The organism is Bradyrhizobium sp. WU425 (assembly GCF_021052305.1).
Taxonomy (GTDB): Bacteria; Pseudomonadota; Alphaproteobacteria; order Rhizobiales; family Xanthobacteraceae; genus Bradyrhizobium; species Bradyrhizobium canariense_D.
Window position 1 is genome coordinate 3,141,071 of record NZ_CP088089.1, and the last position, 25,942, is coordinate 3,167,012.

Sequence of the window (25,942 nt, forward strand, 5' to 3'; positions counted from 1 at the left end):
CAACGGATTACGCGACTGCGGCAACGCCTTGATCTGGCTGCACAGTTTCTGGACAGCCAAGCTGGCCTTGTCTAAAAGCGCATTGGCCCGCAGATATCAGCCCAAACTTGCGGTTTGGATGGCTGGAAGGCGGGTGCAAGCACACCCGATTGGATGAACATGAGCGGCGTCAACGAGATCAGGTCGACCTTTCTGAATTTCTTTGCCGAGAACGGCCACGAGATCGTGTCGTCCTCGCCATTGGTGCCGCGCAACGATCCGACGTTGATGTTCACCAATGCCGGCATGGTGCAGTTCAAGAACGTCTTCACCGGCGTCGAGAAGCGGCCCTATCAGCGCGCCACCACCTCGCAGAAATGCGTGCGCGCCGGCGGCAAGCACAATGACCTCGACAATGTCGGCTACACCGCGCGCCATCTCACCTTCTTCGAGATGCTCGGCAACTTCTCCTTCGGCGACTATTTCAAGGAGCGCGCGATCGAGCTGGCCTGGACGCTGATCACGAAGGAGTTCGGGCTCAAGAAAGACAAGCTGCTCGTCACGGTCTACCACACCGACGACGAGGCGGCCGGGCTGTGGAAGAAGATCGCGGGCTTCTCCGAGGACCGCATCATCCGCATCCCGACCTCGGACAATTTCTGGGCGATGGGCGACACCGGCCCGTGCGGGCCGTGCTCGGAGATCTTCATCGATCGCGGCGAGCACATCTGGGGCGGGCCTCCGGGCTCGCCTGAGGAGGATGGCGATCGCTTCCTCGAATTCTGGAATCTCGTCTTCATGCAGTACGAGCAGGTGACGAAGGAGGAGCGCGTGGCGCTGCCGCGTCCCTCGATCGACACCGGCATGGGGCTGGAGCGCATGGCCTGCATCATGCAGGGCGTCGACAGCGTGTTCGAGACCGACCTGTTCCGTCATTTGATCGACGCGACGGCGTCGGCGCTCGGAAGCGGACCGGACGAGAAGACCGTGGCCTCGTTCCGCGTCATCGCCGACCATCTGCGTTCGTCGGCCTTCCTCGTCGCCGACGGCGTGCTGCCCTCGAACGAGGGCCGCGGCTATGTGCTGCGCCGGATCATGCGCCGCGCGATGCGCCATGCGCAGCTGCTCGGTGCGCAAGAACCGCTGATGCATCGCCTGGTCTGGGCGCTGGTGCGCGAGATGGGCCAGGCCTATCCGGATCTGATGCGCGCGGAAAATTTGATCGAGGAAACGCTGCGGCTGGAAGAAACCCGCTTCCGCAAGACGCTGACGCGCGGCCTCGCCATTCTCGACGAGAAGAGCGCGTCCTTGAAGAAGGGCGACATGTTCGACGGCGACGTCGCCTTCACGCTGTACGACACTTACGGCTTCCCGCTCGATTTGACGCAGGACGCGCTGAAGTCGCGCGGCATCAGCGTCGACCAGGCTTCCTTCACCGACGCGATGGAGCGTCAGAAGGCCAAGGCGCGCGAGTCCTGGAAGGGGTCGGGCGAAGCGGCTTCCGAGGCGATCTGGTTCCCGCTGCGTGAGAAGCTGGGCGCAACCGAATTCCTGGGTTACGAGACCGAGAGCGCTGAAGGCGTGGTGACTGCGCTGGTCAAGGACGGCAAGGAAGCCACGAGCCTCAAGGCCGGCGAGACGGGCGCGATCGTGCTGAACCAGACGCCGTTCTACGCGGAGTCCGGCGGCCAGGTCGGCGACACCGGCGTATTGACCGGCGAGGGCGGCATCAAGTTCCGCGTCACCGACACCCAGAAGAAGCTCGGTGATTTCTTCGTTCACGTCGGCACATTGGAGAGCGGCGAGCTGAAGCTCGGCACCGCGCTGCAGCTCGAAGTGGATCACGGCAGGCGTTTTTCGATCCGCGCGCATCATTCGGCGACCCATCTCATCCACGAGGCGCTGCGCCAGGTGCTCGGCGACCACATCGCCCAGCGCGGCTCGATGGTCGCGCCGGATCGGCTGCGTTTCGACTTCGTGCATCCGAAGCCGATCACGGCGGAAGAGCTCGCGCGCGTCGAGGACATCGCCAACGAGGTGGTGCTGGAGAATGACGAAGTCTCGACCCGCGTCATGGGCGTGGACGAGGCCCGTGAGGCCGGCGCACGCGCCCTGTTCGGCGAGAAATATGGCGACGAGGTTCGCGTCGTCTCGATGGGCCGGACCGCGCGCGAGCGCGGCGCCAACGCACTCGGCTGGTCGGTCGAACTTTGCGGCGGCACGCATGTCAGGCGGACCGGCGACATCGGGCTGATCACGCTGACGGGCGAGAGCGCGGTCGCCTCCGGCGTGCGCCGCATCGAGGCTTTAACCGGCAACTACGCGCGAAAACACGCCAACGACACCATGGCGCTGGCGAAGACCGCGGCCCACGAGCTGCGCACCTCGATCGACGACGTCCCGGCGCGCATTGCCGCTCTGATGGAGGAGCGCAAGAAGCTCGAGCGCGAACTCTCCGACGCCCGCAAGAAGCTGGCGATGGGCGGCGGTGCAGCTTCGAGCAACGGCGCGGCCTCAGGTGTGCGCGAAGTCGGCGACGTCAAGCTGATGGCGCGCGCGGTCGAGGGCATCGAGATGAAGGATCTCAAGAGCCTTGCCGACGACGGCAAGAAGCAGATCGGCTCCGGCGTCGTCGCTATCGTCGGCGTCACCGAGGATGGCAAGGCCGGCGTCGTGGTCGGCGTCACCGCGGACCTCACTTCGCGTTTCAATGCAGTCAATCTGGTGAAGGTCGCCTCCGAAGCGCTCGGCGGCAAGGGCGGCGGCGGGCGGCCCGACATGGCGCAGGCCGGCGGCCCTGATGGCGCCAATGCGGCCGCGGCGCTCACGGCGATCGAAAAAGCCATGGCTGAACAAAAATCGGCCGGCGCGTAGGCAGGTGCGCCCCGTTCCGCGAGGAATTGGGCTTCGCGATCCCAATCTGAGGGATCGCCTCTACGAATTGCTGGAGCATGATCCGCTGGCCTACTCGGTCGGGTCGCGCTTCATCCAGCTGATCATCGGCGTCATCGTGCTCGATGTCGCCGCGATGATCCTTGCCTCGGTGCCGGAGCTGGACGCGCAATTCGGCGCGCTGTTTTCGGCGATCACCATCCTGTCCGTGATCGTGTTCGCGCTGGAATATGCGGCGCGGCTGTGGACCGTGGCGGGCCATACCCAGCGCGCAGCGTCCGCGCTGTCCGACCGGCTCAGCTATGTCTTCTCCGCACTCGGCATCATCGATCTGCTCGCGTTCCTGCCGGCCGCGATCGTGCTGGCCACGGGCCGGCATGCGACGCTGGCAGCGCTCGGCGTGCTGCCGTTCTTCAAGCTGGTGCGCTACTCGCCGGCGATGCGGTCGCTGCTCGCGGCCGTGCACGCGGAGCGGCGGGCGCTGATCGGCTGCATCGTCATCCTGATCGGCGCGGTGCTGACGTTTGCCTCGCTGCTCTATGCCATCGAGCGCGACGTGCAGCCGGACAAGCTCGGAACCATTCCGCAGGCGATGTGGTGGGCGATCGTGACGCTTGGCACCGTCGGTTACGGCGACGTCGTGCCGGTGACGGCGCTCGGAAAGTTCATCTCCGTCTTCACCATCATCAGCGGCTTTGCCATGATCGCGCTGCCGGTCGCGATCATCTCGACCGCCTTTGCGGAAGAGGTGAAGCGGCGCGACTTCGTGGTCACCTGGGGCATGCTGGCGCGGGTGCCGCTGTTCTCGCATCTCAGCGCATCCGAGATCGCCGACATCATGCGGCTGCTGCGGGCGCGCACGATCGAGCAGGGCGAGATCCTGGTGCGGCGGGGCGATGCGGCTTCGTCGATGTATTTCATCACCGCCGGCGAGGTCGAGATCGCGCTGCCGAACCAGCAGGTGCGGCTCGCGGATGGCACGTTCTTCGGCGAGATCGCGCTGCTGCATAAGACAAAACGCAGCGGCACGGTGACGGCGACACGCAAGACCCGGCTGCTGGTGCTCGACGCCCAGGACTTTCACGCCCTGATCGAACGCATGCCGACGCTGGCCGCGCACGTCCACAAGACCGCAAAGGCGCGACTGGAGGGCAGCGGTGACCTTGCGGTGGCGGAGCTGGCGCAGGCGGAGCGCGACGGCACCGACCGCTAAGCGCTCAGCCCTTCTTCAGGAAGACGTAGTCGGCTGAATAGGGCGCGCTCTTGAAGTCGCCGGCCTTGTCGCACGCGCCGTCGAGCTTGCCGCCATGGGTGTTGATACGCTGAACCGTGGTAACGGGCGTGAGGACGCCGCTGCCGCGGTGGGCGGTCACTTCCAGCTTCAGCCAGGGAATGTCGGCGGCGGTGGTACCCGGCGCATTGCCGGCGGCCTTGGCGGCTACGGCGCTGCCGTCGGCATGCTCCCAGTTCGGTCCGGCATAGTGACGGCCGATCGTCTTGCCCTCGGACAGCAGCGTCGCGATGGGTTCGCGAAAAGCCCAGGCGAGCTTCCCGTCGCTGCCGGCTTTGCACTCATAGACCTGCGCGCCCTCGGCGTGGACGCTGAGCACGATGCTCTCGCCGGGCGCGGCGATGGCGTCGGGAAGCGGGTCGGCGGCCACAGCCGGTCCAGCGAGCAGCAACAGGCAGGGGACGGCAAGCTTGATCGACATGGTCGCATCTCCGCGCAAAGGTCCAAATAAGCGAACGGGCCGCGTTTGCGACGCGGCCCGTGATGATGTCCGTCCCAGTCGGGCGAAATGCGGACGGCTTACGCCGCCAGCGCCTTGCCGAGGTTCTCGGCGACCTTGTCGAGGAAGCCGGTTGTCGAGAGCCAGCGCTGGTCGGCGCCAACCAGGAGCGCGAGGTCCTTGGTCATGTAGCCTTCCTCGACGGTGTCGACGCAGACCTTCTCCAGGGTGTTGGCGAACTTGGCGAGCTCGGCATTGTTGTCGAGCTTGGCGCGGTGCGACAGGCCGCGGGTCCAGGCGAAGATCGACGCGATCGAGTTGGTCGAGGTCTCCTTGCCCTTCTGGTGCTCGCGATAGTGGCGGGTCACCGTGCCGTGGGCGGCTTCGGCTTCCACCGTCTTGCCGTCGGGGGTGAGGAGAACCGAGGTCATCAGGCCGAGCGAGCCGTAGCCCTGCGCCACCGTGTCGGACTGCACGTCGCCGTCGTAGTTCTTGCAGGCCCAGACATAACCGCCGGACCATTTCAGCGCGGAGGCGACCATGTCGTCGATCAGGCGGTGCTCGTAGGTCAGGCCCTTGGCGTCGAATTCCTTCTTGAACTCGCGCTCGTAGATGTCCTGGAAGATGTCCTTGAACCGACCGTCATAGACCTTCATGATCGTGTTCTTGGTCGAGAGATAGACCGGGTAGTTACGCAGCAGGCCGTAATTCAACGATGCGCGGGCGAAGTCGATGATGGAATCGTCGAGGTTGTACATCTGCATCGCGACGCCGGCGCCCGGGGTCTTGAACACTTCCTTCTCGATGACGGTGCCGTCCTCGCCGACGAACTTCATCGTCAGCGTACCCTTGCCCGGGAACTTGATGTCGGTGGCGCGATACTGGTCGCCATAGGCGTGGCGGCCGATGATGATCGGCTTGGTCCAGCCAGGAACCAGGCGCGGCACGTTCTTGCAGATGATCGGCTCGCGGAAGATCACGCCGCCGAGGATGTTGCGGATGGTGCCGTTCGGCGACTTCCACATCTGCTTGAGGTTGAACTCCTTCACCCGCGCTTCGTCCGGGGTGATGGTGGCGCACTTGACGCCCACGCCAACCTTCTTGATCGCCTCGGCGGCGTCGATCGTGACCTGATCGTTGGTGTGGTCGCGGTACTCCATTCCCAGGTCGAAATATTGCAGCTCGACATCCAGGAACGGGTTGATCAGCTTGTCCTTGATGTACTGCCAGATGATCCGGGTCATCTCGTCGCCATCGAGTTCGACGACGGGGTTGGACACCTTGATTTTTGCCATGATCGGGGAAGCCTCTTGGGAACGGCGCTTGTGGCGCGCCACGGGAATATCCGCCGCCTCTTAGCACCTGATAGCAGCGGGCGAAAGCCAAGGGATTATGCACTTTTAGCTCATCCAGCCTCCGCAGATGGGGGGCGGGAGGAGCCCTGCCGCGGGGGCCGGGCAGAGGGTTCAGGCAAGATTCAAAAGTCGAATCCAACCCGTTATTTCCCTTGAGAATTTTGTCAGGACAGGCAAACGACAGGCGAACGGGCAGCCGGCCCGAGAGCAGGTCGAGACCAGGTCAGGACCGGCCTTGAATCAGTTCATGAAGAGCGCCTGTCCAAGACCTTGAGAACCAGTGTGAAAGCGAAGCGAGATGTCCGGGACTGACAAGAGCAAAGCGGGCCTTTCCCTCGACGGTCCCATCGTGATCCTGGTCGAGCCGCAGCTTGGCGAAAACATCGGCATGGCCGCGCGCGCCATGGGCAATTTTGCGCTTGGCGCCTTGCGCATCGTCAACCCTCGCGACGGCTGGCCGAACGTCTCCGCCCAGCGCGCCGCCGCCGGCGCCGACCATATTCTGGACAAGGTCGAATTGTTCGACACGGTCGGTGAGGCTGTCGCCGACCTCGACCTGCTGTTCGCCACCACGGCGCGGCCTCACGACCAAGCCAAGCCGGTGGTGGGGCCGGAAGCCGCAGCTAGCGAGATTTCCGGGCACGTCGCCGCCGGCGGCAAGGCCGGTATCCTGTTCGGCCGGGAGCGCTGGGGCCTGACCAATGAGGAGGTCGGGCTCGCCAACCGCATCATTACCTTCCCGGTCAATCCGGGCTTTGCCTCGCTCAACCTCGCCCAAGCGGTGCTGCTGGTCGGCTACGAATGGTTCAAGCGGGCGACCTCCGGCGAGCTGCCGCACGCCATGCCGGAGCGCTCTGAGCGCGCCTCGCAGCACCAGATGCAGGCCTTCTTCGACAATTTGATCCGCGAACTCGACCGGGTCGAATTTCTGCGCCCGGCCGAGAAGCGCGACACCATGCTGGTGAACCTGCGCAACATCTTCACCCGGATGGAGCCGACCAAACAGGACATGCACACCCTCCATGGGGTGGTGATGGCGATCGCGGAAGGGCGCAAGGGCCCGGCCAAAGGCGGCGTGCTCGACGGCGAGCAGGCAACGCGGCTGCGTGCGCTTTTGGCCGAGCACGGTCAGGGCGGCGGCGTCCCCGACAGCGGCTCCACCGTGCGCGGCCTCGCCCGTCTGCTCCGCCGCAACCCAACCGATGCCGAGCGGCTGCTTTGGCAGGCCCTCACACGCGACCGCCGCTTCGCAGGCCAGTTCAAGCGCCAGACTCCTGTGGGGCGGCATATCCCGGACTTCGTCTCGTTCCCGCACCGGATCGCGATCGAACTGGTGAACACGGGCGAGAATGAGACGATCGTCGCGGATCGCGCGTCGCGGCGGGCGTGGCTCGAGGCGCGCGATTATCGCGTGATCGAGATGCGGGCTGCGGACGTGGAGCGGGATCTCGAGGCGGAGCTGGTACGGTTGCAGGGGCTGATGGCGGAAACAACATAACTTTGGGCACGCCGCCGGTTTGCGAGCGCCGCAACCGAGGGCTGTGCAAGAGCATGACCGGTTGCTAATGTCGTCCCGGGGAATTGAGTTGGGGACTGCATGTTCGGAATGACAGGCCGCGCGCCCGTTTGTGCGGCAGCAGGCGTAAGCGCGTTGGCATTGGCGACCTTGCTCGAAATATCGGGCGCTCGTGCGGAAATGGCCTTGAGCGCCAAGTGCAACGCGGCCGGCAATTTCAGTGTCGATGACCGCATTGCGGGCTGCACCGCCATGATCGAGGCAGCGACCGGTATGCAGCCAGCTGTGATCATGGCGCATTTCCGCCGCGCCATGTTCTACCGCCAGAAGGGCGAGATCGACTTTGCGATCGCGGACTACAATCAGATCATCGAGCGCGATCCGGGCAATCTGAACGCCCGTATCGCGAGGGCGTCTGCGTTTATTCAAAAGCGACAGCCCGAGGCCGCGCTGTCAGATTACGCCAAGGCAATCGAGCTCGATCCGAAGAGTACCTACGCATATATCGGACGTGCTCACGTCTATTCGGCGAGACGAGACTTCGTCCGCGCCATCGCCGACTATGATCAGGCTCTCCTGATCCATCCGGACAATGTCATAGCGTATGTCGAGCGAGGCCTTGCTTACATTCGCAAAGGGGATCCGGATCGGGCCATGGCCGACTGTGATCGAGCGGTCGAGATCAGCCCCCAAACCGGCGGCGGCCAACTGTGCCGGGGTCGGGTTTACTTCGCCAAGGGCAATAGAGAACGTGCATTGGCCGAACTCGATCAAACCACGCCGATCAGGCCAACGAAGGAGAATTTCTACTACTTCCGAGCCGAGTCCTTCTCTCAGCTGGGCGAACTCGACCGCGCTATCGCCGACTACGACCGGGTCATCGAGCTGAATCCACAAAGCCGGACTGCCTACGGCTGCCGCGGTGTCGTCTATGCTCAAAAGGGCGACTATGATCGCGCCATCGCCGATTACGACCAGGTGATCCGGCTGCTACATCAGGATCAAGGGATCTCGGGTGGTCGGCAGACGCGGATTCAAGGTCAGGACGGTGACCCCATTTCCACGTCCGTCGCGGGTGAATCAATTGCACTCGCTTCAGGGGACGGCCCTGTGCTCCGCGCTCGTGGGGTAGCCTACTACGCGAAAGGCGATCTTGACCGCGCTATCGCAGATTACGATGAGGCGATTCGCCTAAATCCCAAGGACAAGGATGCAATATCGTCTCGCGGCAACGCGTACAGGGCCAAAGGAGACTTCGACCGCTCGCTTGCGGACTACGATCAACTTGTACAACTCGATGCCAGGGATGCGCGCGCCTACTTTCATCGTGCAAGGGTCTATTGGCAGAGCGCTTCTTTTGCAAAATCGTTGGCTGACCTCGATCAGTCAATCCAGCTCAATCCAAAGGATGCCTATCCGGTTTTATGGCGCGAAATCGTTGCAAAGCGCAGCGACCAACAGAGCCGGCTGAGCGAGGCTGCGAAGCAGCTGGACGCGACGAAATGGCCCGCGCCGATCGTCAATCTCTTTCTCGGCAAGACGACGCCGGAGCAAGTGCTCAGCGCGGCGGACGACGCCGACCCGATGAAGAGAAAGTGGCAGTTCTGCGAGGCAAATTTCTATATTGCCGAGCGCGCACTGAAGGGCGGCTCCAAGGAAGAGGCGCTTAGGCTGTTGGATCAGGCGGCGGCCGATTGCCCGAAGACCTTCATCGAGAAGCAGGCGGCCGACGTTGAGCTCCTTTCGCTGCGAGCGAGCCGCTGACCTCGATCAGGCTTCCTAAGGCGGGCAAAGCGAAGCGTGCCACCATCTCACGTACCGAGACGGAAGTGCTGGGCATGGCGCTGCGCGCCTTCGGCCACCTTACGAAGGACGTCCGAGCTGCACTTCGCGCTGGACCGCAATCCATGTCGCTCGCGCCACCGCCAGCAATCTCCCGGCTTCATCGTGAAGCGCAGCTTCGGCCGCGCGTTTGCGGCCGTCGCGGCCGATGGGCCAGGCCGTGATGATGCAGCGTTCTCCCGGGCGCGGGCGGGCTTCGATCCGTGCTGACATTCGCCCCAGCAGCAGCGGTGCCTTGTCGAAGCCGCCGCTCTGTGGATCGCAATTGCAGGCAAAACCGGTGGGGCAGTCGAGCGCCGACCAGAGGAATTCCGGCGCGACGAGGCCGTCGTCGGCGGCGAGATTCTGATCCGGCGTCCAGCTCGCCGCGAGAACGGCGTTGTGACCACGGAGCGAGCCGGCAAAAATGCGCAAGCCGTCGCCTTTCGCCCTTGCCGGACCGCACACGAAACATGTCGGCAATGGATGCTCGTGCGGCTTGACCGGCGTCAGCAATTCGGCGGCGCAGGCGTCCTCGAAGCTGGCTGTCTCCAGGCGCGAAAGCTCCACGCTTGCCGGCTGCCCGGTCGCGACGATCTTGTTGCCGTCGCGAAGCTCCCATGTGCCGTCGTCGGTTGCGACCGCATCGAGCGGAGTGTCCAGCGGCGGCGGCGCGCGCAGCGTTATCTCCGCGGCGCCGGGAATGTGGCGGGCGAGCCGGCCGCAGACATAGCCGCCGTTGCCGGAGTTCGGAGGACCGCAAAAGCGTTTGTCGATGATGATCTGTGTCATCGGTTTTGTTCTCTCTTTCCGGCTCACCTTACCTGATCTTAAGGACAATTCGCCCCTGAACCGTTCGGTTGGCCACGGCGCGCATGGCTTCTCCGGCCTCCTCCAAACGAAGGACGCGATCGATGTGCGGACGGATTTTTCCCTCGGCCAGCAATTGCATCAGCGTGGCGTTCATACGCGCGGCATCAGCTGAGAATTTCTCCGCCCAGGCGCCGACGAAGACGCCGAGGATGGAATAGTTCTTCAGCAGCGGAAGGTTCATCGGGAGCTGTGGAATTTCGCCGCTGGTGAAGCCGATCGGCATCAGCCGTCCGCCCCATTTCATCGACCGGGCCATCTGCTCGAATATCGCGCCGCCGACATTGTCGAAGCCGATGTCGATCCCTTCGCCACCGGTGATCGCCTTGATCCGGTCGCGCAGATTCTCTGTGCGATAGTTGATGACCTCGCTGGCACCGTAGGCGCGCACCAGGTTCGCCTTGTCATCGGAGCCGATACCGGCGACGACGCGCAGGCCCAGGTGGCGGCCAAGGTCGACCGCGGCAAGGCCAACTCCGCCGGCCGCACCGGTGACGAACAGCGTTTCGTCGCGCTGCGCCCGGGCCCGCTCGACCAGCGCATAATAGGCCGTGCCGTAATTGTGCAGCACCGTCGCCGCGGCTTCGAATGCGACGCCATCCGGCAGTCGCACGGTTTTCGATTCCTTCGCTATCATCCGTTCGGCGTAGCCGCCGGTCCAGGCGCTGCACGCCACGCGGTCGCCAGGCGCGAATCCCGTGACCTTGTCGCCGACCGCGACGACGACACCGGATGCTTCCGTGCCGGGCACGAAGGGCGTCGGCGGCCGCATCTGATAGAGACCCGAGACCACCAATTGGTCCATGAAACTGACCGAGGCCGCATGGACGGCGATCAGAATCTCGTCGCCGGACGGCTTCGGCTCGTCGATTTCACTAAGGCGCAAATCGCCGGGTCCGGTGAATGAGCTGCATAGAATTGCTCTCATCGTGTCGCTCCAACGGATTGTCTGCATTCGGCAGGTTTGCGTAACGGCGTCGCATATCCCGCGACAAGCTTGACGAAATCTGCCTGTCGCGCTGCACCGGTCTTTTCAAACAGGCGCCGGACATGCGTCTTGATCGTCGTATTGGCGACGCCGAGTGCCGCCGCCACTTCGGGAACGCCGCCGAGTTCGACGATCGCGAGCATCACACGCAGTTCGGCTGGCGTCAGTTTGAACGCGTTACGGAGAGCTTCCGAACGAGGCAATATTGTCAGCGCCGCCTTGCGGACGAACAGTGCGGCAACCGCGCTGCAGGCGGCAGACGCATTGCGGCGCATGCCCGATGTGAGCGACAGGACATGGGCGACGTGGCGTTCTCCGTCCAGCCCGATCATCGAGATCGCAAGTCCGTTGATGCCATGCGCCTGGTCGCCGCGTCCCGCTGCCGCGAAGACTTGCCGCAACGTCTGGCTGACCGTGCTATCGCAGGCCATCAGAACCCCACGGAGCTCGAGGAGGACGTCGCTCGCATCGAGCATGGCCTGCCCGGCGGTATTGGCGTGAATCAGACGTCCGTCTGTGTCGACGAGAAATAGGCTGGCGTCGAGCCCATCGAGGGTATCAGCGAACACGGCGGCGTTTGCTGCCACCTGAACGGGCCCCCGCTCGACCGCAAATGCGCGGCATGGCACTGCGCTCATCGGGGTGCACCAGCGGAGCGAGGCGGCTGGCGCTCGTCCGCCGGGCGGCGCGTGAAGAGACGCGGCACCAGCATCGGAACGCGATGGCGATATTGCTGATAGGTCATGCCGAACTCGGCGATCAGATCGCGCTCCTCGAACTGCAGGGCGATCAGGATGTAGGCCGTGTTCGCGAGCGCGAACAGCAGATGGCCGGCGGTCATCTCGGGCGTAGCCCAGAACGCGAGCAGGAAACCCAGCATGATTGGGTGCCGCACGATCTTGTAGAGCAGCGGTGTTCTGAACGATTGACCTGGTATCTCGCTCCCGCGGAACGCGACGAAGGCCTGGCGGAGGCCGAACAGATCGAAATGATCGATCATGTGGGTGGAGGCGAACGCGATCAGCCAGCCGAGCCAATGCACGCCGATCAGCAACCAGGCCGCTATTCCGCTCGTTTGCCAGACCGGCGTCGGGATCGGACGCCACTGCCAGAACAGCAACAGCAGGATCAGGCTGGAAAGCAGCACATAGGTGCTGCGCTGGCAGGCCGCGGGGAGGAATTTGGCCGACCATCGTTTGAAGGCCGGCCGCGCCATCACGCTGTGCTGGATCGCAAACAGGCTCATCAGCAGCAGGTTGACGACGACGGCCACGCTCAGGTCCGTCGGGCTGCCGACATCGATCGACTTATCGATCGACATATCTATCGATTTGGGCACGACATAATTGCCGACGAAACCGAGCGCATAGAGAAATGAGACCGTGAAGATGACGTAGCTCACGATGGCGTAGAGCAGGATCAGGAGGCGCGAGATCATGTTTTTTCCTATTGTGCCTGATGCAGCCGTGCCGCATTCAGGAGCCTGAATTGCTCGCCCGCGAGCAGGCTCGATCTGCCCCGACTGCTATTGCCGGACCGTCCCCTGTGCGTCCCCCGGGGGGCGCCGCAAGGGGAGGGAGGACTTTCATGACGGCTTTCTCGCTGGGGACATTCGGGTTCCCTGAGGTCCACGCCGACGGCCGCCCGATCAAGTTGGCCTTGCGCAAGGGCCTCGCGCTGCTGATCTATCTCGCGGAGGCCAAGGGCGCTGTGGCCCGCGAAATCGTGGCGACGCTGCTGTGGCCTGAAACTGACCGCGAGACCGGCCTTGCGCGGTTGCGGCGGCTGCTTCACCGAATCGAGCTGACGCTCGGTCAGCAGGTGTTCGAGACCGACCGCACCAGTCTGCGATGGTCTCCGGCAGTCGCGCTGCAGGTCGATGCACATTTTTTCGAGAGCGCCTGCGATCGCGGTGACTTTGACGAAGCCTGCCAGACTTATCGGGGAGATTTCCTCGCAGGCTTCTCGCCGGAGGGCTGTCCGGAATTCGACGACTGGGCGTTCTTCCGCCGCGAGGCGCTGCGGGGACGGCTGATGCACGCGCTGGAGCGTCTGGTGCAGGACAAGACCGCTGCCGGAGACTACTTCGCCGCGACCGCGCATGCGACCCGTCTGGCCGAGCTCGATCCTTTGAGCGAGGTCTATGGCCGGCATCTGATCCGCAGCCTGCTGCTGGCGGGCGACCGCAGCGCGGCAGAGCGGCACCATGCGGCACTGACGCGGCGGCTGCGTGACGAGCTTGGTGTTACGCCGGAAGCCGAGACCGCGGCGTTGATGAGTCCTGCGGCGGCACACTCTGTACCAGCGACGCGCTACGTCAAGGGCGCCGGTGTGCATCTGGCGTATCAGACCTATGGCAGCGGTCCGCTCGACATCCTGGTCATGCCCGGCTTCGTATCGCATGTGGAACGCGCCTGGGAGCATCCGGCGAGCCGAACCTTTCTGGCCTCACTGACGAAGCTGGGGCGTCTGATCGTGTTCGATCGTCGCGGGATCGGGTTGTCCGACCGGGTTGGGTCGGCGCCTGATATCGACGTCACCGCGGAGGATATCGGCACCGTGCTGCGCGCCGCGGATGCGCGCCGCGTTGTGCTGTTCGGCGCATCCGAGTGCGGGCCGGCCTGCATCAAATTCGCCGTCGACGAGCCGCGTCTCGTGGCCGGACTCATCCTGTTCGGTGCATTGGCCAAGGGCTGCTGGTCGCAGGACTATCCGCACGCGTTGCGCGCCAGCCAGTACGACGCCTGGAGCAAGCACCTCATCGCGCAATGGGGAGGTCCGGTGGGGATTGAGACCTTCGCACCCAGCCTTGCCGGCGATCCCCAGGCCCGCGCATGGTGGGCGGGGCTATTGCGCGCGGCCTCCAGTCCCGGCGGCATCTCGGCCGTGCTCGAGGCGTTTCGCGACGCCGACGTGCGGCAGCTTTTGCCGCAAATTGCCATGCCGACATTGGTGTTGCATCGTCGGGACGACAAGGCCGTACGGATCGCGGCCGGCCGCGATGTGGCGAGCCGGATCAAAGGTGCGCAATTCGTCGAGCTCGACGGCAACGATCACTGGTTCTTCGCGGGCGATCAGCAGCCGGTGCTCGATGCGATCAGGGGATTTACGGAAGCATTGCCGAGGCGATGAGGCGAGGCACGTAAATCCGTAGCCCCGGTCATTGGCACGTTTCGTGCCTGCCAAAGTGGCACAAAAAAGTGTCGCGTCTATCCGCTGCCTCGAGGAAATGAGCCGGCGCGACATAGTCTTAGCCAAGGAGACCCTGACATGAAACGCGAAGACCTCACCGAGAAGCTGCTCGACATCAAGCGCGAGAAGGGCTGGAGCTGGAAATATATCTGCGAGAAGATCGGCGGCTATTCCGAGGTGCTGATAACAGGCGCGATCCTCGGCCAGATGAAACTGACGAAGCCGCAGGCGGCCAACGCCGGCGAACTGTTCGGCCTGTCGAAGGCGGAGACCGCCATGCTGAACGAGGTGCCGATGCGCGGCACCGGCACGCCGATGCCGCCGACCGACCCGCTGATCTACCGCTTCTACGAGATGGTGATGGTCAACGGCCCGGCCTGGAAGGCGCTGATCGAGGAGGAGTTCGGCGACGGCATCATGTCGGCGATCGACTTCGACATGGCGATCGAGCGCGTGGCGAATCCGAAGGGCGACCGCGTCAAGTTCACGATGAGCGGCAAATTCCTGCCGTACAAATATTACGGCGCCAGCGGCAACGTGCCGGAATATGGGTTCAAGGAGGGATAGCTGGTTGGCATTCCGGGGGCGCGTCGCAGACGTGGCCCCGGAATGATGCTTCGCCTTATTTCCCGGCCTTCACCTCGGCCGCCGCCACCGCGATCAGCTCGTTCATCTTGGCGCGAATTGCCTGTTCGGTGACGGCCACGTTCTTGGCGGCGAAATCGGCCATGACCTTGCGCAGGACGTCGGCGTCACCGGCTTCCTCGAAATCGGCCGCGACCACCTCCTTGGCATAGGCCGTGGCGGCATCACCCGTGATGCCGAGCTTTTCGGCCGCCCACAGCCCGAGCAGCCGGTTGCGGCGGGCTTCCGCCTTGAATTTCTGCTCCTCGTCGAGGGCAAACTTCTTCTCGAAGCCTTCCTCGCGCTTGTCCAACGTGCTCATGCCTTTTCCAATTCCCTGCTGACTGGACCCGGCTGGCCCTCGTTGCGAGAGCCCCGGTGCATGCCTAGATAGGGGGCAGGAATCGGCAAAACAACGAGCCGTTAAGCCGCAGGCAAGGCGGTATAAGTTTGATGCCGGACGGCCGGATCGATTGTGCTGGGACAGCCAATCGGATAGGTTGCCTCAGGCTGGGTTCCCGTTCTGTTTTCTAGGGGTTCCGGGCCGTTCACGGCAGCTCCGCTGTGGGTCGTAGTCTCGTCAACCGGAGCACACCAAATACATGGATTTCAACAAAACACGGTACATCCCCATGAGCCGTCGGCGTCGCATTTATGAAGGCAAGGCAAAGGTTCTTTACGAAGGCCCGGAGCCCGGTACCCTGATCCAGCACTTCAAGGATGACGCCACCGCGTTCAATGCGAAAAAGCATCAGGTGATCGAGGGCAAGGGTGTCCTCAACAACCGGATCTCGGAGTACCTGTTTCAGCACCTCAACGACATCGGGGTGCCGACCCATTTCATCCGCCGCCTCAATATGCGCGAGCAATTGATCCGCGAAGTCGAGATCGTGCCGCTGGAAGTGCTGGTGCGGAACGTTGCCGCCGGCTCGCTGTCGCAGCGCCTCGGCATCGAGGAGGGCACGCAGCTGCCCCGCTCGATCATCGAGTTCTACTACAAGAACGACCAGCTCAACGATCCCATGGTGTCGGAAGAGCACATCACCGCTTTCGGGTGGGCGACACCGCAGGAGATCGACGACATCATGGCACTTGCCATCCGTGTCAACGACTTCCTCACCGGTCTCTTCCTCGGCATCGGCATCCGCCTCGTCGACTTCAAGATGGAGTGCGGCCGGCTGTTCGAGAACGAGATGATGCGGATCATCGTCGCCGACGAGATCTCGCCGGATAGCTGCCGCCTGTGGGACATCAAGTCGAACGAGAAGCTCGACAAGGACCGTTTCCGCAGGGATCTCGGTGGGCTGCTCGAGGCCTATACCGAAGTCGCCAAGCGTCTCGGCATTCTCATGGAGAACGAGCGTCCGGCCGGCTCCGGCCCGGTGCTGGTGAAGAGCTAAGAGGAATCTGACGTGAAGGCACGTGTTACCGTGACGTTGAAAACGGGCATCCTCGATCCGCAGGGCAAGGCGATCGAGGGTGCGTTGAAGTCGCTCGGCGTCGACGGCGTCGCCAGCGTCCGGCAGGGCAAGGTGTTCGACATCGAGCTCGCGGGCACGGACAAGGCGAAGGCGGAGGCGGCGTTGAAGGATGCCGCCGACAAGCTGCTGGCGAATACCGTGATCGAGAACTACCGGGTCGAGCTGATCGGGTGAACGGGATGGCTCACAGCCATCCGACCCGACGAAAACGCCAATACAGCGCGCCGCACGCCGTCAGCATCACGCCGAGCAGCGTGTAATAGCCGTACTCCCAGTCCAGCTCCGGCATGTGCTTGAAGTTCATGCCGTAGATGCCGGCAAGCGCGGTCGGGATCGCGATGATCGCGAGCCAGGAGGCAAGTTTCTTGGAGACCGCCGTCTCCTGGGCCTGGCCGACCAGCAGGCTCGCTTCGAAGGCGAAGGCCAGCACCTCGCGCATGGAATCGATCCGCTCCTGGATGTTGCGGACGTGGTCGGTGACGTCGCGGAACAGCGGCTGCATCGTCGCGCGCACCATCGCAAGCTCGTCGTGCTCCAGACGGCGGCAGACCTCCACCAGCGGCCCGATCGCGGTCCTGAGCCGCAAGAGGTCGCGGCGCAGCATATAGAGCCGCTCGATCTGCGCCTTGCTGATCGCCTTGGAGAGCACGTCATCCTCGATGCTCTCGACCTCTTCGTGAATGCTCTCGAGCACGGGCGAGTAGTTGTCGACGATGAAATCGAGGATGGCGTAGAGGATGTAGTCCTCGCCGCGCGCGAGCGCTCGCGGGCAGCTTTCGCAACGTTCGCGCACCGGCGTGTAGGATGTCGACGCGCCGTGGCGCACCGAGACCAGATAGCCTTCGCCAACGAAGATGTGCGTCTCGCCGAAGGCGATCCGGCCCTCGATCAGTTGCGCGGTTCGCGCCACGATGAACAGGGCCTCGCCATATTGCTCGATCTTCGGTCTCTGATGGGCGTGGTTGGCGTCCTCGATGGCAAGCTCGTGCAGGTCGAACTGCTTCTGCACCGCGCTGAGCAGCGCCATGTCGGGCTCGTGCAGCCCGATCCAGACCACGTGGCCGGGCTTCGCCCGCCAGCTCGAGGCCTCGCTGATGGCAATATTGGCGACGCGCCGGCCGTCGACATAGGCACCGGCGGCGATCACGCCCTCGGTGGACACCGGCTCGGAGAGGGATGCGGGCAGCGAGGGGACATTCATGGCTTTAATCCCGGGCGAATCGATCGGCCGATGGCGGGCTATGGCCTGTGCACAACGCTCGCGGCCGAGGCTAGCACTGGTAAAATCCCCGTCAAATGGATATGTCTGCTCACGATTTGGCAGCCGTGCCAGCCCCATTCAATCTTCGTTCGGAACCTCTGCCATGAAAGCCGCCATCCTCGTCTTTCCCGGAATCAACCGCGAGCGCGACATGGCGCGTGCCTTGAGGCTGATCTCGGGCAGCGAGCCCGCGATGGTGTGGCATGCCGAGACGTCGCTGCCTGATGGCACCGACCTCGTGGTGGTGCCCGGCGGGTTCTCCTATGGCGATTATCTGCGCTGCGGCGCGATTGCGGCGCGGGCGCCGGTGATGGACGCGGTGCGCGACTATGCGGCCAAGGGCGGCCTCGTGCTCGGCGTCTGCAACGGTTTTCAGATCCTCTGCGAGTCCGGCCTCTTGCCTGGCGTCCTGATGCGCAATGCGCGGCTGAAATTCATCTGCCACGACGTGCATCTGCGCGTGGAGCGCTCCGACACGCCATTCACGCGCGGCTACAATGCCGGGCAGGTGATCCGCGTGCCCATCGCGCATGGCGAGGGCAATTATGCGGCGGACGCGGAGACCATCAAGCGGCTCGAAGGCGAGGGTCGCGTCCTTTACCGCTATTGCTCGGCTGACGGCGCGATCGACGATATCAGCAACATCAACGGCGCCGCGCAATCCATCGCCGGCATCGTCAACGACAAGGGCAACGTGCTCGGCATGATGCCGCATCCGGAAAACCACGTCGAAGACATCATGGGCTGCACCGACGGTCGCGGCCTGTTCGCCGGCCTCACCGCGCATCTGGAAAAAGCCGCGTGATTGCGTTCGTGCTGAAGCGGCTGCCGGCCGCTGTCGCCGTCGTTGCGTTCGCGACGGCCGCGTTCGCACAGGATTTCCCCAAGCGTCCCGTCACCATGATCGTGCCGTTCGCGGCCGGCGGCACGTCCGACGTGATCGCGCGCACGGTTGCCGAGCAGATGGGCATCGCGCTCGGCCAGACCATCGTCATCGAGAACGTCGCCGGCGCCGGCGGATCGACCGCACTGGCGCGCGCCTCCCGTGCCGAGCCTGACGGTTACACCATTGCGATCGGCAATGCCGGCACCAACGCCGCGACCTATACGATCTATCCAAAGCTGCCGTTCACGCCGGACTCCTTCGTGCCGATCGCCATGGTGGCGAAGACGTTCGGCATCATCGCCGTGCGCAAGGATTTTCCGGCAAAGGACCTGAAAGAGTTCATCGCCTACGCCAAGGTCAATCCGGGCAAGATCAATCTCGGCCATGCCGGCGTCGGGTCCTCGAACTACCTGATCTGCAAGAGCTTCGTCACAGCCGCCGGGATCGACGCGACGCTGGTCGGCTATCGCGGCGCCGCCCCCGCGCTCACGGATGCGATCGGCGGCCAGATCGACGGCGTCTGCGATGCGGCAGCCTCCGTCTCGCAGTCGATCAACGAGAAGCTGGCGCGCGGGCTCGTGGTCGGCTCGACCGTGCGGCTCGCGACCCTGCCGGATCTGCCGACGTCGGCCGAAGCCGGCCTGCCCGAATTCGAGGCGCAGGGCTGGAACGGCCTGTTCGCGCCCAAGGGCACTCCGCCGGCGGTCATTGCCAAGCTGAATGCCGCCGCGCGTACGGCCGTGGAAACCGACGCGGTGAAGAAACGGTTCGCCGACCTCTCGACCGTTGCCCCCGATCCCGACGAGCGCACGCCCGAGGTGCTGCAAAAGCTCGTGACGCGCGACGTCGAGAAGTACCGCAAGATGCTGGCCGACGACGCCAAGTAATAGCGCGAGGCTCCTGACGGTTGGCATCATCGCCACGAGAACGCTTACCCCGCAGCAGGAATGCGGGCGATCACCTTGATCTCGAAGTCGAACCCGGCAAGCCAATTCACTCCGACTGCCGTCCAGTTCGGATAGGGTGCCTCCCCGATCTCCGCAGCGCGAATTGCCATCACCTTCTCGATCTGCGTGGCCGGATCGGTATGGAACGTGGTGACGTCCACCACATCGTCCAGCGTGCATCCGGCCGCTGCGAGAACGGCACGCAGATTGGCAAACGCGCGTCGGACCTGGTCCTCAAACACCGGTTCGGGCGAGCCGTCCTCGCGACTTCCAACCTGCCCGGAGACGAAGAGCAGGTCGCCGGACCGGATCGCGGCCGAATAGCGGTGCGCTTCATAGAGGGCGTGGCGGCCGGCCGGGAAGATTGCGTCGCGCTTGGGCATGTCTGGATCCTTGATTGATGGATGGCGGTCGCAGCTGTGGTGGGCAGGGCCTGCCACTGGATTTCCACGAGCTGTTCATATACGTAGCGTATGTGGAATATGGATCACATACGGACCGTATGTCAATGGGGTCGGCAAATGGAGTTGGGAAGCATGGCGAAGGGCAAGCGCGCCGAGGCGATGGCGGAAAGTCGGGCCAAGCTCATCCGGGCCGCGCGCAGGGCGTTTGCCACACAAGGCTATGCAGCCGCGTCGATGGACGAGCTGACTGCTTCCGTCGGACTGACGCGGGGCGCGCTGTATCACAACTTCGAAGACAAGAAGGGGCTGCTCTGGGCCGTCGTTGAGCAGATCGACAGCGAAATGGCGGAACGGCTCCGCACGGCCCGCGAGCAAGCGCCGAGCTTGTGGCAAGGACTGCTTGCAGAGGGGACCGCCTATATCGAGATGGCGCTCGATCCTGAAATTCAGCGCGTCATGCTTCTGGATGGACCGGCCGTGCTCGGTGATCCATCCAAGTGGCCCGGCGAGAATGCCTGTCTTGAGATTACCATGCGAACCATTCGGTCGCTGATCGAACAGGGGATTGTGAAGCCCGTCGATGTCGAAGCGGCGGGACGCTTGCTGAACGGGGCTGCGCTGAGCGCAGCGCTGTGGGTCGCCGCAGCCGACGATCCGCCAGGCGTCCTGACCAAGGCCGTTGACGCCTTCCAAGCGTTGGCGAGCGGATTGTTGCGCAAGCCGCATTGAGTGCCTCGTGCCGAACGGCGGAAGCAGCGGGTCACCGCAGCTTCAACCGCTCCGTCGGCACCGTCATCGCGGCGACGCCCGCCATGACCAGCACCAGTCCCAGCGCCAGGTTCGAGGGCACGCTCTCGCCGAGCAGCAGCACGGAGAGGCCGACGCCAATCGGGATACGCAAATAGCCTTGTGCGTTCGTCGTCAGCGTGCCGAGCCGTCCCAGGCACATGTAGAACAGCATCAGCCCCAACGCGCTGGAGACTATGCCCATGACAATGGTGGCTGTGATCGCGGTCGGCGTCGGGTGCAGCGTCCAGGGCTGGTCGACGATCAGCGAAGGCGGCAGCAGCACGAGGCCGCCGAACAGCAGCGAGCCGGCTGCCACCACCATCGGATCGTATTCGGACAGCCGCAGGCCGAAGATCGTGGCGCAGGCGAACGAGATGGTGGCGAGCAGGATGGCGATCTCGGCCACGATCTCGCTGCCGAAGCCGCGCAGCGCATCCAGGCCCACGATGACGATTGTGCCGGCGAGGCCGAGGAGCGCGCCCAAGAGCTTCAACAGCGTTGCCGGCTCGTGACGCGTGATCAGCGAGGTGATCAGGAAGGCGAAGATCGGCGTGGTCGAGGCCAGCACCACCGTGTTCGACGCCGGCACATATTGCTGAGACCAGGTGATGATCAGGAACGGAAAGGTCGAGTTGATCAATTGCTGGGTCGCGAACAACTTCCACGCCTTGGCGTCGGTCGGGATCCTGACGCCGCGCATCCACAGGATCGCGAACAGGAAGGCGGCCGCGATCAGCGAGCGCGCCGAGATGAAGGTCACGGGCGGGATCGTATCCAGCGCGAGCTTCGCCAGCGGATAGGTTGAACTCCAGCAGCAGGCCAGCGCGAACAGCAGCGCATAGTCGCGCCAGTTGCGCGCGCCTGTGGCGGGCATGGACGGCAATTGCGAGACTGTGGCCCGCCCCGTCGGCGATGTGCTCTGCGGCACCTTGATGTTGCTCCCCGGCGCGACAGCGCTGGACACAAGTCTGGGCGAGGGGGCGCCAAAAGGGAAGGCGGCGAGCTATGCGTTTGGCTGCGGTGCCGGCTTCCGCTTCACCCGCTTGATCGTACCGGAGAAGGTGAAGAGAGGCCGCCCGCCCGATATCAGCTTGCCGCGCAGGAAGATCAGCGAGCCGCCGGCGCGGGAGACCTCGCCGACGCATTCGATCAACTCGCCTTCGCGCGCCGCGTCGAGGAAGTCGCAGGCGAAATTGGTGGTCACCGCCGGCCCATCCAGTTCGTGGGTGGCGATCGCGAACAGGCAATAGTCGGCAAACGCCATGAAGCAGCCGCCATGGACGTTTCCGGAGCCGTTGAGGTGCTTTTTCTCGACCCGGAACGCCGAGCGGACGCTGCCGTCGTCCTCGATCTTGTGCCAGAACGGGCCGATATGGCTCTCAAAACTGTCACGAATCCAGGTTCGCCAGCCCTGGAATTCCCCATCGGTCGCGACGTGGAGGTCGGGGCGGCGAGGCGGGGGCGCTTTGGTCAATTCATGCAAGGAAATGGGCCTTCAATTGCGGGTCTTTTGTCCTTAAATCCGATCTGTCCGCGCTGTGCAATTCCTGTTCCCGCAGCCCCCGGCCGCAAAACGTGGGACAGCGGGAAAATGCGCCATAAAGGGCTTTTCCAAGCCGTCCGATGTTCCTAAGAACGGCCAACCGCCGTCGAAAGCCCAAATTCCATGAAGAACGAACCCAAGATCACCCCCGAGCTGATTGCCGCCCACGGGCTCAAGCCCGACGAGTATGAGCGCATTCTCAAGCTGATCGGGCGGGAGCCGACCTTCACCGAGCTCGGCATCTTCTCGGCGATGTGGAACGAGCACTGCTCGTACAAATCCTCGCGCCTCCATCTGAAGGGCTTGCCGACCAAGGCGCCCTGGGTGATCCAGGGCCCGGGCGAGAATGCCGGTGTGATCGACATCGGCGACGGCCAGGCCGTGGTCTTCAAGATGGAGAGCCACAACCACCCGAGCTACATCGAGCCTTACCAGGGCGCGACCACCGGTGTCGGTGGCATCTTGCGCGACGTTTTCACCATGGGCGCGCGGCCGATCGCCTGCCTCAACGCGCTGAGCTTTGGCGCACCGGAGCATGCCAGGACGCGGCATCTCGTCTCCGGTGTCGTCGCTGGCGTCGGCGGCTACGGCAACTCGTTCGGCGTGCCGACGGTCGGCGGCCAGGTCCGTTTCCACACCCGCTATGACGGCAACATTCTCGTCAACGCGATGGCGGTCGGCCTCGCCGATACCGACAAGATCTTCTATGCCGCCGCCTCCGGCGTGAACATGCCGATCGTCTATCTCGGCTCCAAGACCGGCCGCGACGGCATCCACGGCGCCTCGATGGCCTCGGCCGAGTTCGACGACAAGTCCGAAGAGAAGCGTCCGACCGTGCAGGTCGGCGATCCCTTTGCCGAAAAGCTGCTGTTAGAGGCTTGTCTCGAGATCATGGAGAAGGGCTGCGTCATCGCGATCCAGGACATGGGCGCGGCGGGCCTGACCTGTTCGGCGGTGGAGATGGGCGCCAAGGGCGACCTCGGCGTCGATCTCGATCTCGACGCGGTGCCGACGCGCGAGATCGGCATGAGCGCCTACGAGATGATGCTCTCGGAGAGCCAGGAGCGCATGCTCATGGTGCTCAAGCCCGAGAAGGAGAAAGAGGCCGAGGCGATCTTCAAGAAGTGGGGCCTCGATTTCGCCGTGGTCGGCTACACCACGCCGAGCAAGCGCTTCGTGGTCAAGCATGGCGGTGACGTCATGGCCGATTTGCCGATCAAGGAGCTCGGCGACGAGGCGCCGCTCTATGATCGCCCGCATGTCCCCTCCGCCGCGCTGCCGGTCGTGCATGCGCGCGAGGTGGCGGCGCCGATGGGTCTCGGTGCCGCGGTCGAAAAGCTGATCGGCACGCCCGATATGTGCAGCAAGCGCTGGGTCTGGGAGCAGTACGACCACGTCATTCTCGGCAACACCATGCAGCGTCCCGGCGGCGATGCCGCGGTGGTGCGCGTGCAGGACGGCCCGAAGGGCTTGGCGCTGACCGTCGACGTGACGCCGCGCTATTGCGAGGCCGATCCGTTTGAAGGCGGCAAGCAGGCGGTGGCGGAAGCCTGGCGCAACATCACCGCGGTTGGCGGCAAGCCGCTTGCGATCACCGACAATCTCAATTTCGGCAATCCTGAGCGGCCCGAGATCATGGGCCAGTTCGTCGGCTGCCTGAAGGGCATCTCGGAAGCCTGCCGTACGCTCGACTTCCCGGTCGTGTCCGGCAACGTCTCGCTCTACAACGAGACCAACGGCCGCGCGATCTTGCCGACGCCCTCGATCGGCGGCGTCGGCCTGCTCGATGATTTCACCAAGTCCGCGTCGCTCGCCTTCAAGGCCGAAGGCGAGGCGATCCTCCTGATCGGCGAGACCCATGGCTGGCTCGGCCAGTCCGTTTACTTGCGCGACATCTGCGGTCGCGAGGAGGGCGCGCCGCCGCCGGTCGATCTCGCCGCCGAGAGGCGCAACGGCGACTGCGTGCGCGGCATGATCCATGCGGGCACCGCGACCGCCGTGCACGATCTGTCCGACGGGGGCCTGCTGATCGCGCTGGCCGAGATGGCGATGGCGAGCGGCATCGGCGCCAAACTGCTCGCGGCGCCGACCTCCTTGGTGCCTCAGGCCTATTGGTTCGGCGAGGACCAGGCGCGCTATCTCGTCACCGTGCCTGAAACCGAGGCCGGCCGCGTGCTCGCCAAGATGCGCGGCTGCGAGGTGCCCTGCGTGCGGATCGGCACTACCGGCGGCGACGCGATCGCGATCGCGGGCGAAGCGCGTGTAACGATCGAGGCGCTGCGGACCTCGTTCGAGCGCTGGCTGCCGGAGTATATGGGCGGCAAGGCGGCCTGAGGGGCTGAACCGGTAGCCCGGATGAGCGAAGCGATATCCGGGTCTTTGTCGTGAGGTTTCCCGGATATCGCTACGCTCATCCGGGCTACGGGTATCGCGCCTCACAACACGTGCGACGCCCCCGGAATCTTCCGTAGGGCCGCCGTCAGACCCCAACTCAGGATCACCGTAAGCACGAAGCCGATCGTGGCTTTCACGATCGCCGGCAGGCTGTAGTCGAACAGCGCGTACTGGATCCACAACGCGATCGGGTAGTGCACCAGGAAGATGCCGTAGGCATCCGCCTGCATGCGGTCGAGCAGGTTCGGGCCCGGCGACTTCTGGTGCAGGAAGAACGCGAGAATCGCGAGCAGGATCGAGCCTGAGAACAGCACGAAGAACGTACCGTAGATCGCCTGATACCAGTGCGGTTGTGGGTCGGGATTACCGAGGATCTCGCGCTTGATGTAGATCATGCCCCACATCAGGCAGTAGGGGATCAGCGTGGCGATCACCCACAGCCAGCGCTGTTTCGGCAACTGCCCGCCGGCGCTGAGGATGCCGCGATCGAAGTTGGCCGCTCCAACGCTGACGCCGATAAAGAAATAGGCGAAGTAGAGCAGGATGCGGCTCGCCTGCACCGAGAACGGCCCGAGCTCGAACCATTTGCTGCCGCCGAAATAGAGCAGCGCCGGCACGTAGGCGATTGCCGTGACGACGACGAGCAGCAGCCAGAATACGGCCGGCTGGTCGAATCCGCGCAGCGACACCCGGTTGCCCGGGTCGACCAGATGCGCGGAGACCCGGTAGAGCAGGCTCGCGGTCAGGTCGAATGCCAGCAGCACCCACACGAACCAGATCGGGCCGCTCGGCCACGGGCCAACCGTGATCGTCTTCCACCAGAACGCCGTGAAGCTCAGCCCGGGATCGTGCCGCAGCGCGATCGCGTAATAGGCGAGCGGGATGACGGTGAGCGCCGCGATCGCGAACGGCAGCCCGAGCCGCAACAGGCGGTCGCGGAGAAAAACTGACGGCGCCTTGCGCGCGATGCCCGGCCAGGTGAACAGTCCCGACAGGAAGAAGAACATTGCCATGAAGAAGCTGTCGGTGGCCAGCACGACCACGTCGAAACCGGCCCAGGACGCCGGATCGGTGTGCCCGAAATAGGTGTAGGGAATCACGGCGTGGTGCAGCAGCACCACCAGCGTCAGGAAGGTGCGGGCGCGATCGAGCGACAGATTGCGCGCCTTGGCCCTCGGCGCCGCGTGCGCCTCTGCCCCGATCGTCGCTGAATGTGACATCGTCATCGTGGCCGCCCCGGTCGCGCTTCTGTCCCGCCCGGACTTTGCCG

Annotated in this window: 24 protein-coding genes; 12 read left to right on the plus strand and 12 right to left on the minus strand. The window is 64.2% G+C overall.

Annotated features, from left to right (window positions below):
* The first annotated feature begins 159 nt into the window (after positions 1–159).
* Positions 160–2,853: an alanine--tRNA ligase gene (alaS, locus tag BcanWU425_RS14940; protein ID WP_026233155.1), complete on the plus strand. Its 2,694-nt coding sequence runs from the start codon at positions 160–162 to the stop codon at positions 2,851–2,853.
* Positions 2,854–2,857: 4 nt separating this feature from the next.
* Positions 2,858–4,084 (plus strand): cyclic nucleotide-gated ion channel, encoded by a 1,227-nt coding sequence (locus BcanWU425_RS14945; RefSeq protein ID WP_085349372.1) that lies wholly within the window; start codon positions 2,858–2,860, stop codon positions 4,082–4,084.
* Between the two features lie 4 nt (positions 4,085–4,088).
* On the opposite strand, the gene BcanWU425_RS14950 is transcribed toward BcanWU425_RS14945, so the two are convergent.
* Together BcanWU425_RS14950 and BcanWU425_RS14955 are read right to left on the minus strand one after the other, a co-directional pair.
* Positions 4,089–4,583 carry a DUF3455 domain-containing protein gene (locus tag BcanWU425_RS14950; RefSeq protein WP_018456366.1) on the minus strand — a complete coding sequence of 165 codons (495 nt, stop codon included), beginning with the start codon at positions 4,581–4,583 and terminating at the stop codon, positions 4,089–4,091.
* Between the two features lie 98 nt (positions 4,584–4,681).
* On the minus strand, positions 4,682–5,896 hold the full coding sequence (locus tag BcanWU425_RS14955) for an NADP-dependent isocitrate dehydrogenase (RefSeq protein WP_018456365.1): 1,215 nt from the start codon (positions 5,894–5,896) through the stop codon (positions 4,682–4,684).
* Positions 5,897–6,254: 358 nt separating this feature from the next.
* On the opposite strand from BcanWU425_RS14955, the gene BcanWU425_RS14960 reads away from it, so the two are divergent.
* Together BcanWU425_RS14960 and BcanWU425_RS14965 are read left to right on the plus strand one after the other, a co-directional pair.
* A complete protein-coding gene (locus BcanWU425_RS14960) occupies positions 6,255–7,454 on the plus strand; it encodes a TrmJ/YjtD family RNA methyltransferase (RefSeq protein ID WP_204511661.1) in 1,200 nt (399 codons plus the stop codon).
* Between the two features lie 99 nt (positions 7,455–7,553).
* Positions 7,554–9,236 (plus strand): tetratricopeptide repeat protein, encoded by a 1,683-nt coding sequence (locus BcanWU425_RS14965; protein WP_204511660.1) that lies wholly within the window; start codon positions 7,554–7,556, stop codon positions 9,234–9,236.
* A 99-nt stretch (positions 9,237–9,335) separates the two neighbouring features.
* On the opposite strand, the gene BcanWU425_RS14970 is transcribed toward BcanWU425_RS14965, so the two are convergent.
* The 4 genes from BcanWU425_RS14970 to mddA form a co-directional block, all read right to left on the minus strand.
* Complete coding sequence (locus BcanWU425_RS14970) at positions 9,336–10,085, minus strand: PaaI family thioesterase (protein ID WP_018455515.1); 750 nt, start codon at positions 10,083–10,085, stop codon at positions 9,336–9,338.
* A 28-nt stretch (positions 10,086–10,113) separates the two neighbouring features.
* On the minus strand, positions 10,114–11,091 hold the full coding sequence (locus BcanWU425_RS14975) for an NADPH:quinone oxidoreductase family protein (protein WP_085358900.1): 978 nt from the start codon (positions 11,089–11,091) through the stop codon (positions 10,114–10,116).
* Positions 11,088–11,720 (minus strand): helix-turn-helix transcriptional regulator, encoded by a 633-nt coding sequence (locus tag BcanWU425_RS14980; RefSeq protein ID WP_231190569.1) that lies wholly within the window; start codon positions 11,718–11,720, stop codon positions 11,088–11,090. Before BcanWU425_RS14980 ends, BcanWU425_RS14975 begins: the two co-directional genes overlap by 4 nt.
* Positions 11,721–11,785: 65 nt before the next feature.
* The gene (gene mddA, locus BcanWU425_RS14985) at positions 11,786–12,589 is read right to left on the minus strand and encodes a methanethiol S-methyltransferase (RefSeq protein WP_085358897.1); all 804 of its coding nucleotides are present in this window, start codon (positions 12,587–12,589) and stop codon (positions 11,786–11,788) included.
* Positions 12,590–12,738: 149 nt separating this feature from the next.
* Here mddA and BcanWU425_RS14990 point away from each other — a divergent pair, with 149 nt between their 5' ends.
* Together BcanWU425_RS14990 and cynS are read left to right on the plus strand one after the other, a co-directional pair.
* A complete protein-coding gene (locus tag BcanWU425_RS14990; RefSeq protein WP_231190571.1) occupies positions 12,739–14,283 on the plus strand; it encodes an alpha/beta fold hydrolase in 1,545 nt (514 codons plus the stop codon).
* Between the two features lie 138 nt (positions 14,284–14,421).
* Complete coding sequence (gene cynS, locus BcanWU425_RS14995; RefSeq protein WP_018455520.1) at positions 14,422–14,910, plus strand: cyanase; 489 nt, start codon at positions 14,422–14,424, stop codon at positions 14,908–14,910.
* A 55-nt stretch (positions 14,911–14,965) separates the two neighbouring features.
* Here cynS and BcanWU425_RS15000 read toward each other — a convergent pair whose 3' ends face one another.
* Positions 14,966–15,289, minus strand: coding sequence for a DUF1476 domain-containing protein (locus BcanWU425_RS15000; RefSeq protein ID WP_018455521.1), 324 nt, complete (start codon positions 15,287–15,289; stop codon positions 14,966–14,968).
* A 310-nt stretch (positions 15,290–15,599) separates the two neighbouring features.
* Here BcanWU425_RS15000 and purC point away from each other — a divergent pair, with 310 nt between their 5' ends.
* Entirely contained in the window at positions 15,600–16,367 is a 768-nt protein-coding gene (gene purC / locus BcanWU425_RS15005) for a phosphoribosylaminoimidazolesuccinocarboxamide synthase (protein ID WP_231190572.1), read from the plus strand.
* A 12-nt stretch (positions 16,368–16,379) separates the two neighbouring features.
* Positions 16,380–16,622, plus strand: a complete 243-nt coding sequence (purS, locus tag BcanWU425_RS15010; RefSeq protein ID WP_026232966.1) for a phosphoribosylformylglycinamidine synthase subunit PurS — start codon at positions 16,380–16,382, stop codon at positions 16,620–16,622.
* A 10-nt stretch (positions 16,623–16,632) separates the two neighbouring features.
* Here the strand turns inward: purS and BcanWU425_RS15015 are convergent, their stop codons facing one another.
* Positions 16,633–17,649, minus strand: coding sequence for a magnesium and cobalt transport protein CorA (locus BcanWU425_RS15015; protein WP_018455523.1), 1,017 nt, complete (start codon positions 17,647–17,649; stop codon positions 16,633–16,635).
* A gap of 163 nt (positions 17,650–17,812) precedes the next feature.
* Between BcanWU425_RS15015 and purQ the strand changes: the two genes are divergently transcribed.
* Entirely contained in the window at positions 17,813–18,514 is a 702-nt protein-coding gene (purQ, locus tag BcanWU425_RS15020; protein WP_018455524.1) for a phosphoribosylformylglycinamidine synthase subunit PurQ, read from the plus strand.
* Positions 18,511–19,482 (plus strand): tripartite tricarboxylate transporter substrate binding protein BugD, encoded by a 972-nt coding sequence (locus BcanWU425_RS15025; protein ID WP_204511659.1) that lies wholly within the window; start codon positions 18,511–18,513, stop codon positions 19,480–19,482. Before purQ ends, BcanWU425_RS15025 begins: the two co-directional genes overlap by 4 nt.
* Positions 19,483–19,526: 44 nt before the next feature.
* On the opposite strand, the gene BcanWU425_RS15030 is transcribed toward BcanWU425_RS15025, so the two are convergent.
* The gene (locus tag BcanWU425_RS15030) at positions 19,527–19,925 is read right to left on the minus strand and encodes a RidA family protein (protein ID WP_018455526.1); all 399 of its coding nucleotides are present in this window, start codon (positions 19,923–19,925) and stop codon (positions 19,527–19,529) included.
* 153 nt (positions 19,926–20,078) lie between these two features.
* Here BcanWU425_RS15030 and BcanWU425_RS15035 point away from each other — a divergent pair, with 153 nt between their 5' ends.
* Entirely contained in the window at positions 20,079–20,675 is a 597-nt protein-coding gene (locus tag BcanWU425_RS15035; protein WP_085349363.1) for a TetR/AcrR family transcriptional regulator, read from the plus strand.
* Between the two features lie 31 nt (positions 20,676–20,706).
* Here BcanWU425_RS15035 and BcanWU425_RS15040 read toward each other — a convergent pair whose 3' ends face one another.
* Together BcanWU425_RS15040 and BcanWU425_RS15045 are read right to left on the minus strand one after the other, a co-directional pair.
* Positions 20,707–21,663: a DMT family transporter gene (locus BcanWU425_RS15040; RefSeq protein ID WP_026232967.1), complete on the minus strand. Its 957-nt coding sequence runs from the start codon at positions 21,661–21,663 to the stop codon at positions 20,707–20,709.
* A 75-nt stretch (positions 21,664–21,738) separates the two neighbouring features.
* Positions 21,739–22,218: a PaaI family thioesterase gene (locus tag BcanWU425_RS15045; protein WP_085384292.1), complete on the minus strand. Its 480-nt coding sequence runs from the start codon at positions 22,216–22,218 to the stop codon at positions 21,739–21,741.
* 183 nt (positions 22,219–22,401) lie between these two features.
* Here BcanWU425_RS15045 and purL point away from each other — a divergent pair, with 183 nt between their 5' ends.
* Complete coding sequence (purL, locus tag BcanWU425_RS15050) at positions 22,402–24,612, plus strand: phosphoribosylformylglycinamidine synthase subunit PurL (protein WP_204511658.1); 2,211 nt, start codon at positions 22,402–22,404, stop codon at positions 24,610–24,612.
* 101 nt (positions 24,613–24,713) lie between these two features.
* Here the strand turns inward: purL and BcanWU425_RS15055 are convergent, their stop codons facing one another.
* The gene (locus tag BcanWU425_RS15055) at positions 24,714–25,892 is read right to left on the minus strand and encodes an acyltransferase family protein (RefSeq protein ID WP_018455531.1); all 1,179 of its coding nucleotides are present in this window, start codon (positions 25,890–25,892) and stop codon (positions 24,714–24,716) included.
* Positions 25,893–25,942: the final 50 nt, after the last annotated feature.

What these genes read in the sequence shown, in the direction of transcription:
- alaS (WP_026233155.1), top strand. Translation starts at nt 160, where the DNA reads ATGAGCGGCGTCAACGAGATCAGGTCGACCTTTCTGAATTTCTTTGCC.
- BcanWU425_RS14950 (WP_018456366.1), bottom strand. Translation starts at nt 4,583, where the DNA reads ATGTCGATCAAGCTTGCCGTCCCCTGCCTGTTGCTGCTCGCTGGACCG.
- BcanWU425_RS14955 (WP_018456365.1), bottom strand. Translation starts at nt 5,896, where the DNA reads ATGGCAAAAATCAAGGTGTCCAACCCCGTCGTCGAACTCGATGGCGAC.
- BcanWU425_RS14960 (WP_204511661.1), top strand. Translation starts at nt 6,255, where the DNA reads ATGTCCGGGACTGACAAGAGCAAAGCGGGCCTTTCCCTCGACGGTCCC.
- BcanWU425_RS14965 (WP_204511660.1), top strand. Translation starts at nt 7,554, where the DNA reads ATGTTCGGAATGACAGGCCGCGCGCCCGTTTGTGCGGCAGCAGGCGTA.
- BcanWU425_RS14970 (WP_018455515.1), bottom strand. Translation starts at nt 10,085, where the DNA reads ATGACACAGATCATCATCGACAAACGCTTTTGCGGTCCTCCGAACTCC.
- BcanWU425_RS14975 (WP_085358900.1), bottom strand. Translation starts at nt 11,091, where the DNA reads ATGAGAGCAATTCTATGCAGCTCATTCACCGGACCCGGCGATTTGCGC.
- mddA (WP_085358897.1), bottom strand. Translation starts at nt 12,589, where the DNA reads ATGATCTCGCGCCTCCTGATCCTGCTCTACGCCATCGTGAGCTACGTC.
- BcanWU425_RS14990 (WP_231190571.1), top strand. Translation starts at nt 12,739, where the DNA reads ATGACGGCTTTCTCGCTGGGGACATTCGGGTTCCCTGAGGTCCACGCC.
- cynS (WP_018455520.1), top strand. Translation starts at nt 14,422, where the DNA reads ATGAAACGCGAAGACCTCACCGAGAAGCTGCTCGACATCAAGCGCGAG.
- BcanWU425_RS15000 (WP_018455521.1), bottom strand. Translation starts at nt 15,289, where the DNA reads ATGAGCACGTTGGACAAGCGCGAGGAAGGCTTCGAGAAGAAGTTTGCC.
- purC (WP_231190572.1), top strand. Translation starts at nt 15,600, where the DNA reads ATGAGCCGTCGGCGTCGCATTTATGAAGGCAAGGCAAAGGTTCTTTAC.
- BcanWU425_RS15015 (WP_018455523.1), bottom strand. Translation starts at nt 17,649, where the DNA reads ATGAATGTCCCCTCGCTGCCCGCATCCCTCTCCGAGCCGGTGTCCACC.
- purQ (WP_018455524.1), top strand. Translation starts at nt 17,813, where the DNA reads ATGAAAGCCGCCATCCTCGTCTTTCCCGGAATCAACCGCGAGCGCGAC.
- BcanWU425_RS15030 (WP_018455526.1), bottom strand. Translation starts at nt 19,925, where the DNA reads ATGCCCAAGCGCGACGCAATCTTCCCGGCCGGCCGCCACGCCCTCTAT.
- BcanWU425_RS15035 (WP_085349363.1), top strand. Translation starts at nt 20,079, where the DNA reads ATGGCGAAGGGCAAGCGCGCCGAGGCGATGGCGGAAAGTCGGGCCAAG.
- purL (WP_204511658.1), top strand. Translation starts at nt 22,402, where the DNA reads ATGAAGAACGAACCCAAGATCACCCCCGAGCTGATTGCCGCCCACGGG.
- BcanWU425_RS15055 (WP_018455531.1), bottom strand. Translation starts at nt 25,892, where the DNA reads ATGTCACATTCAGCGACGATCGGGGCAGAGGCGCACGCGGCGCCGAGG.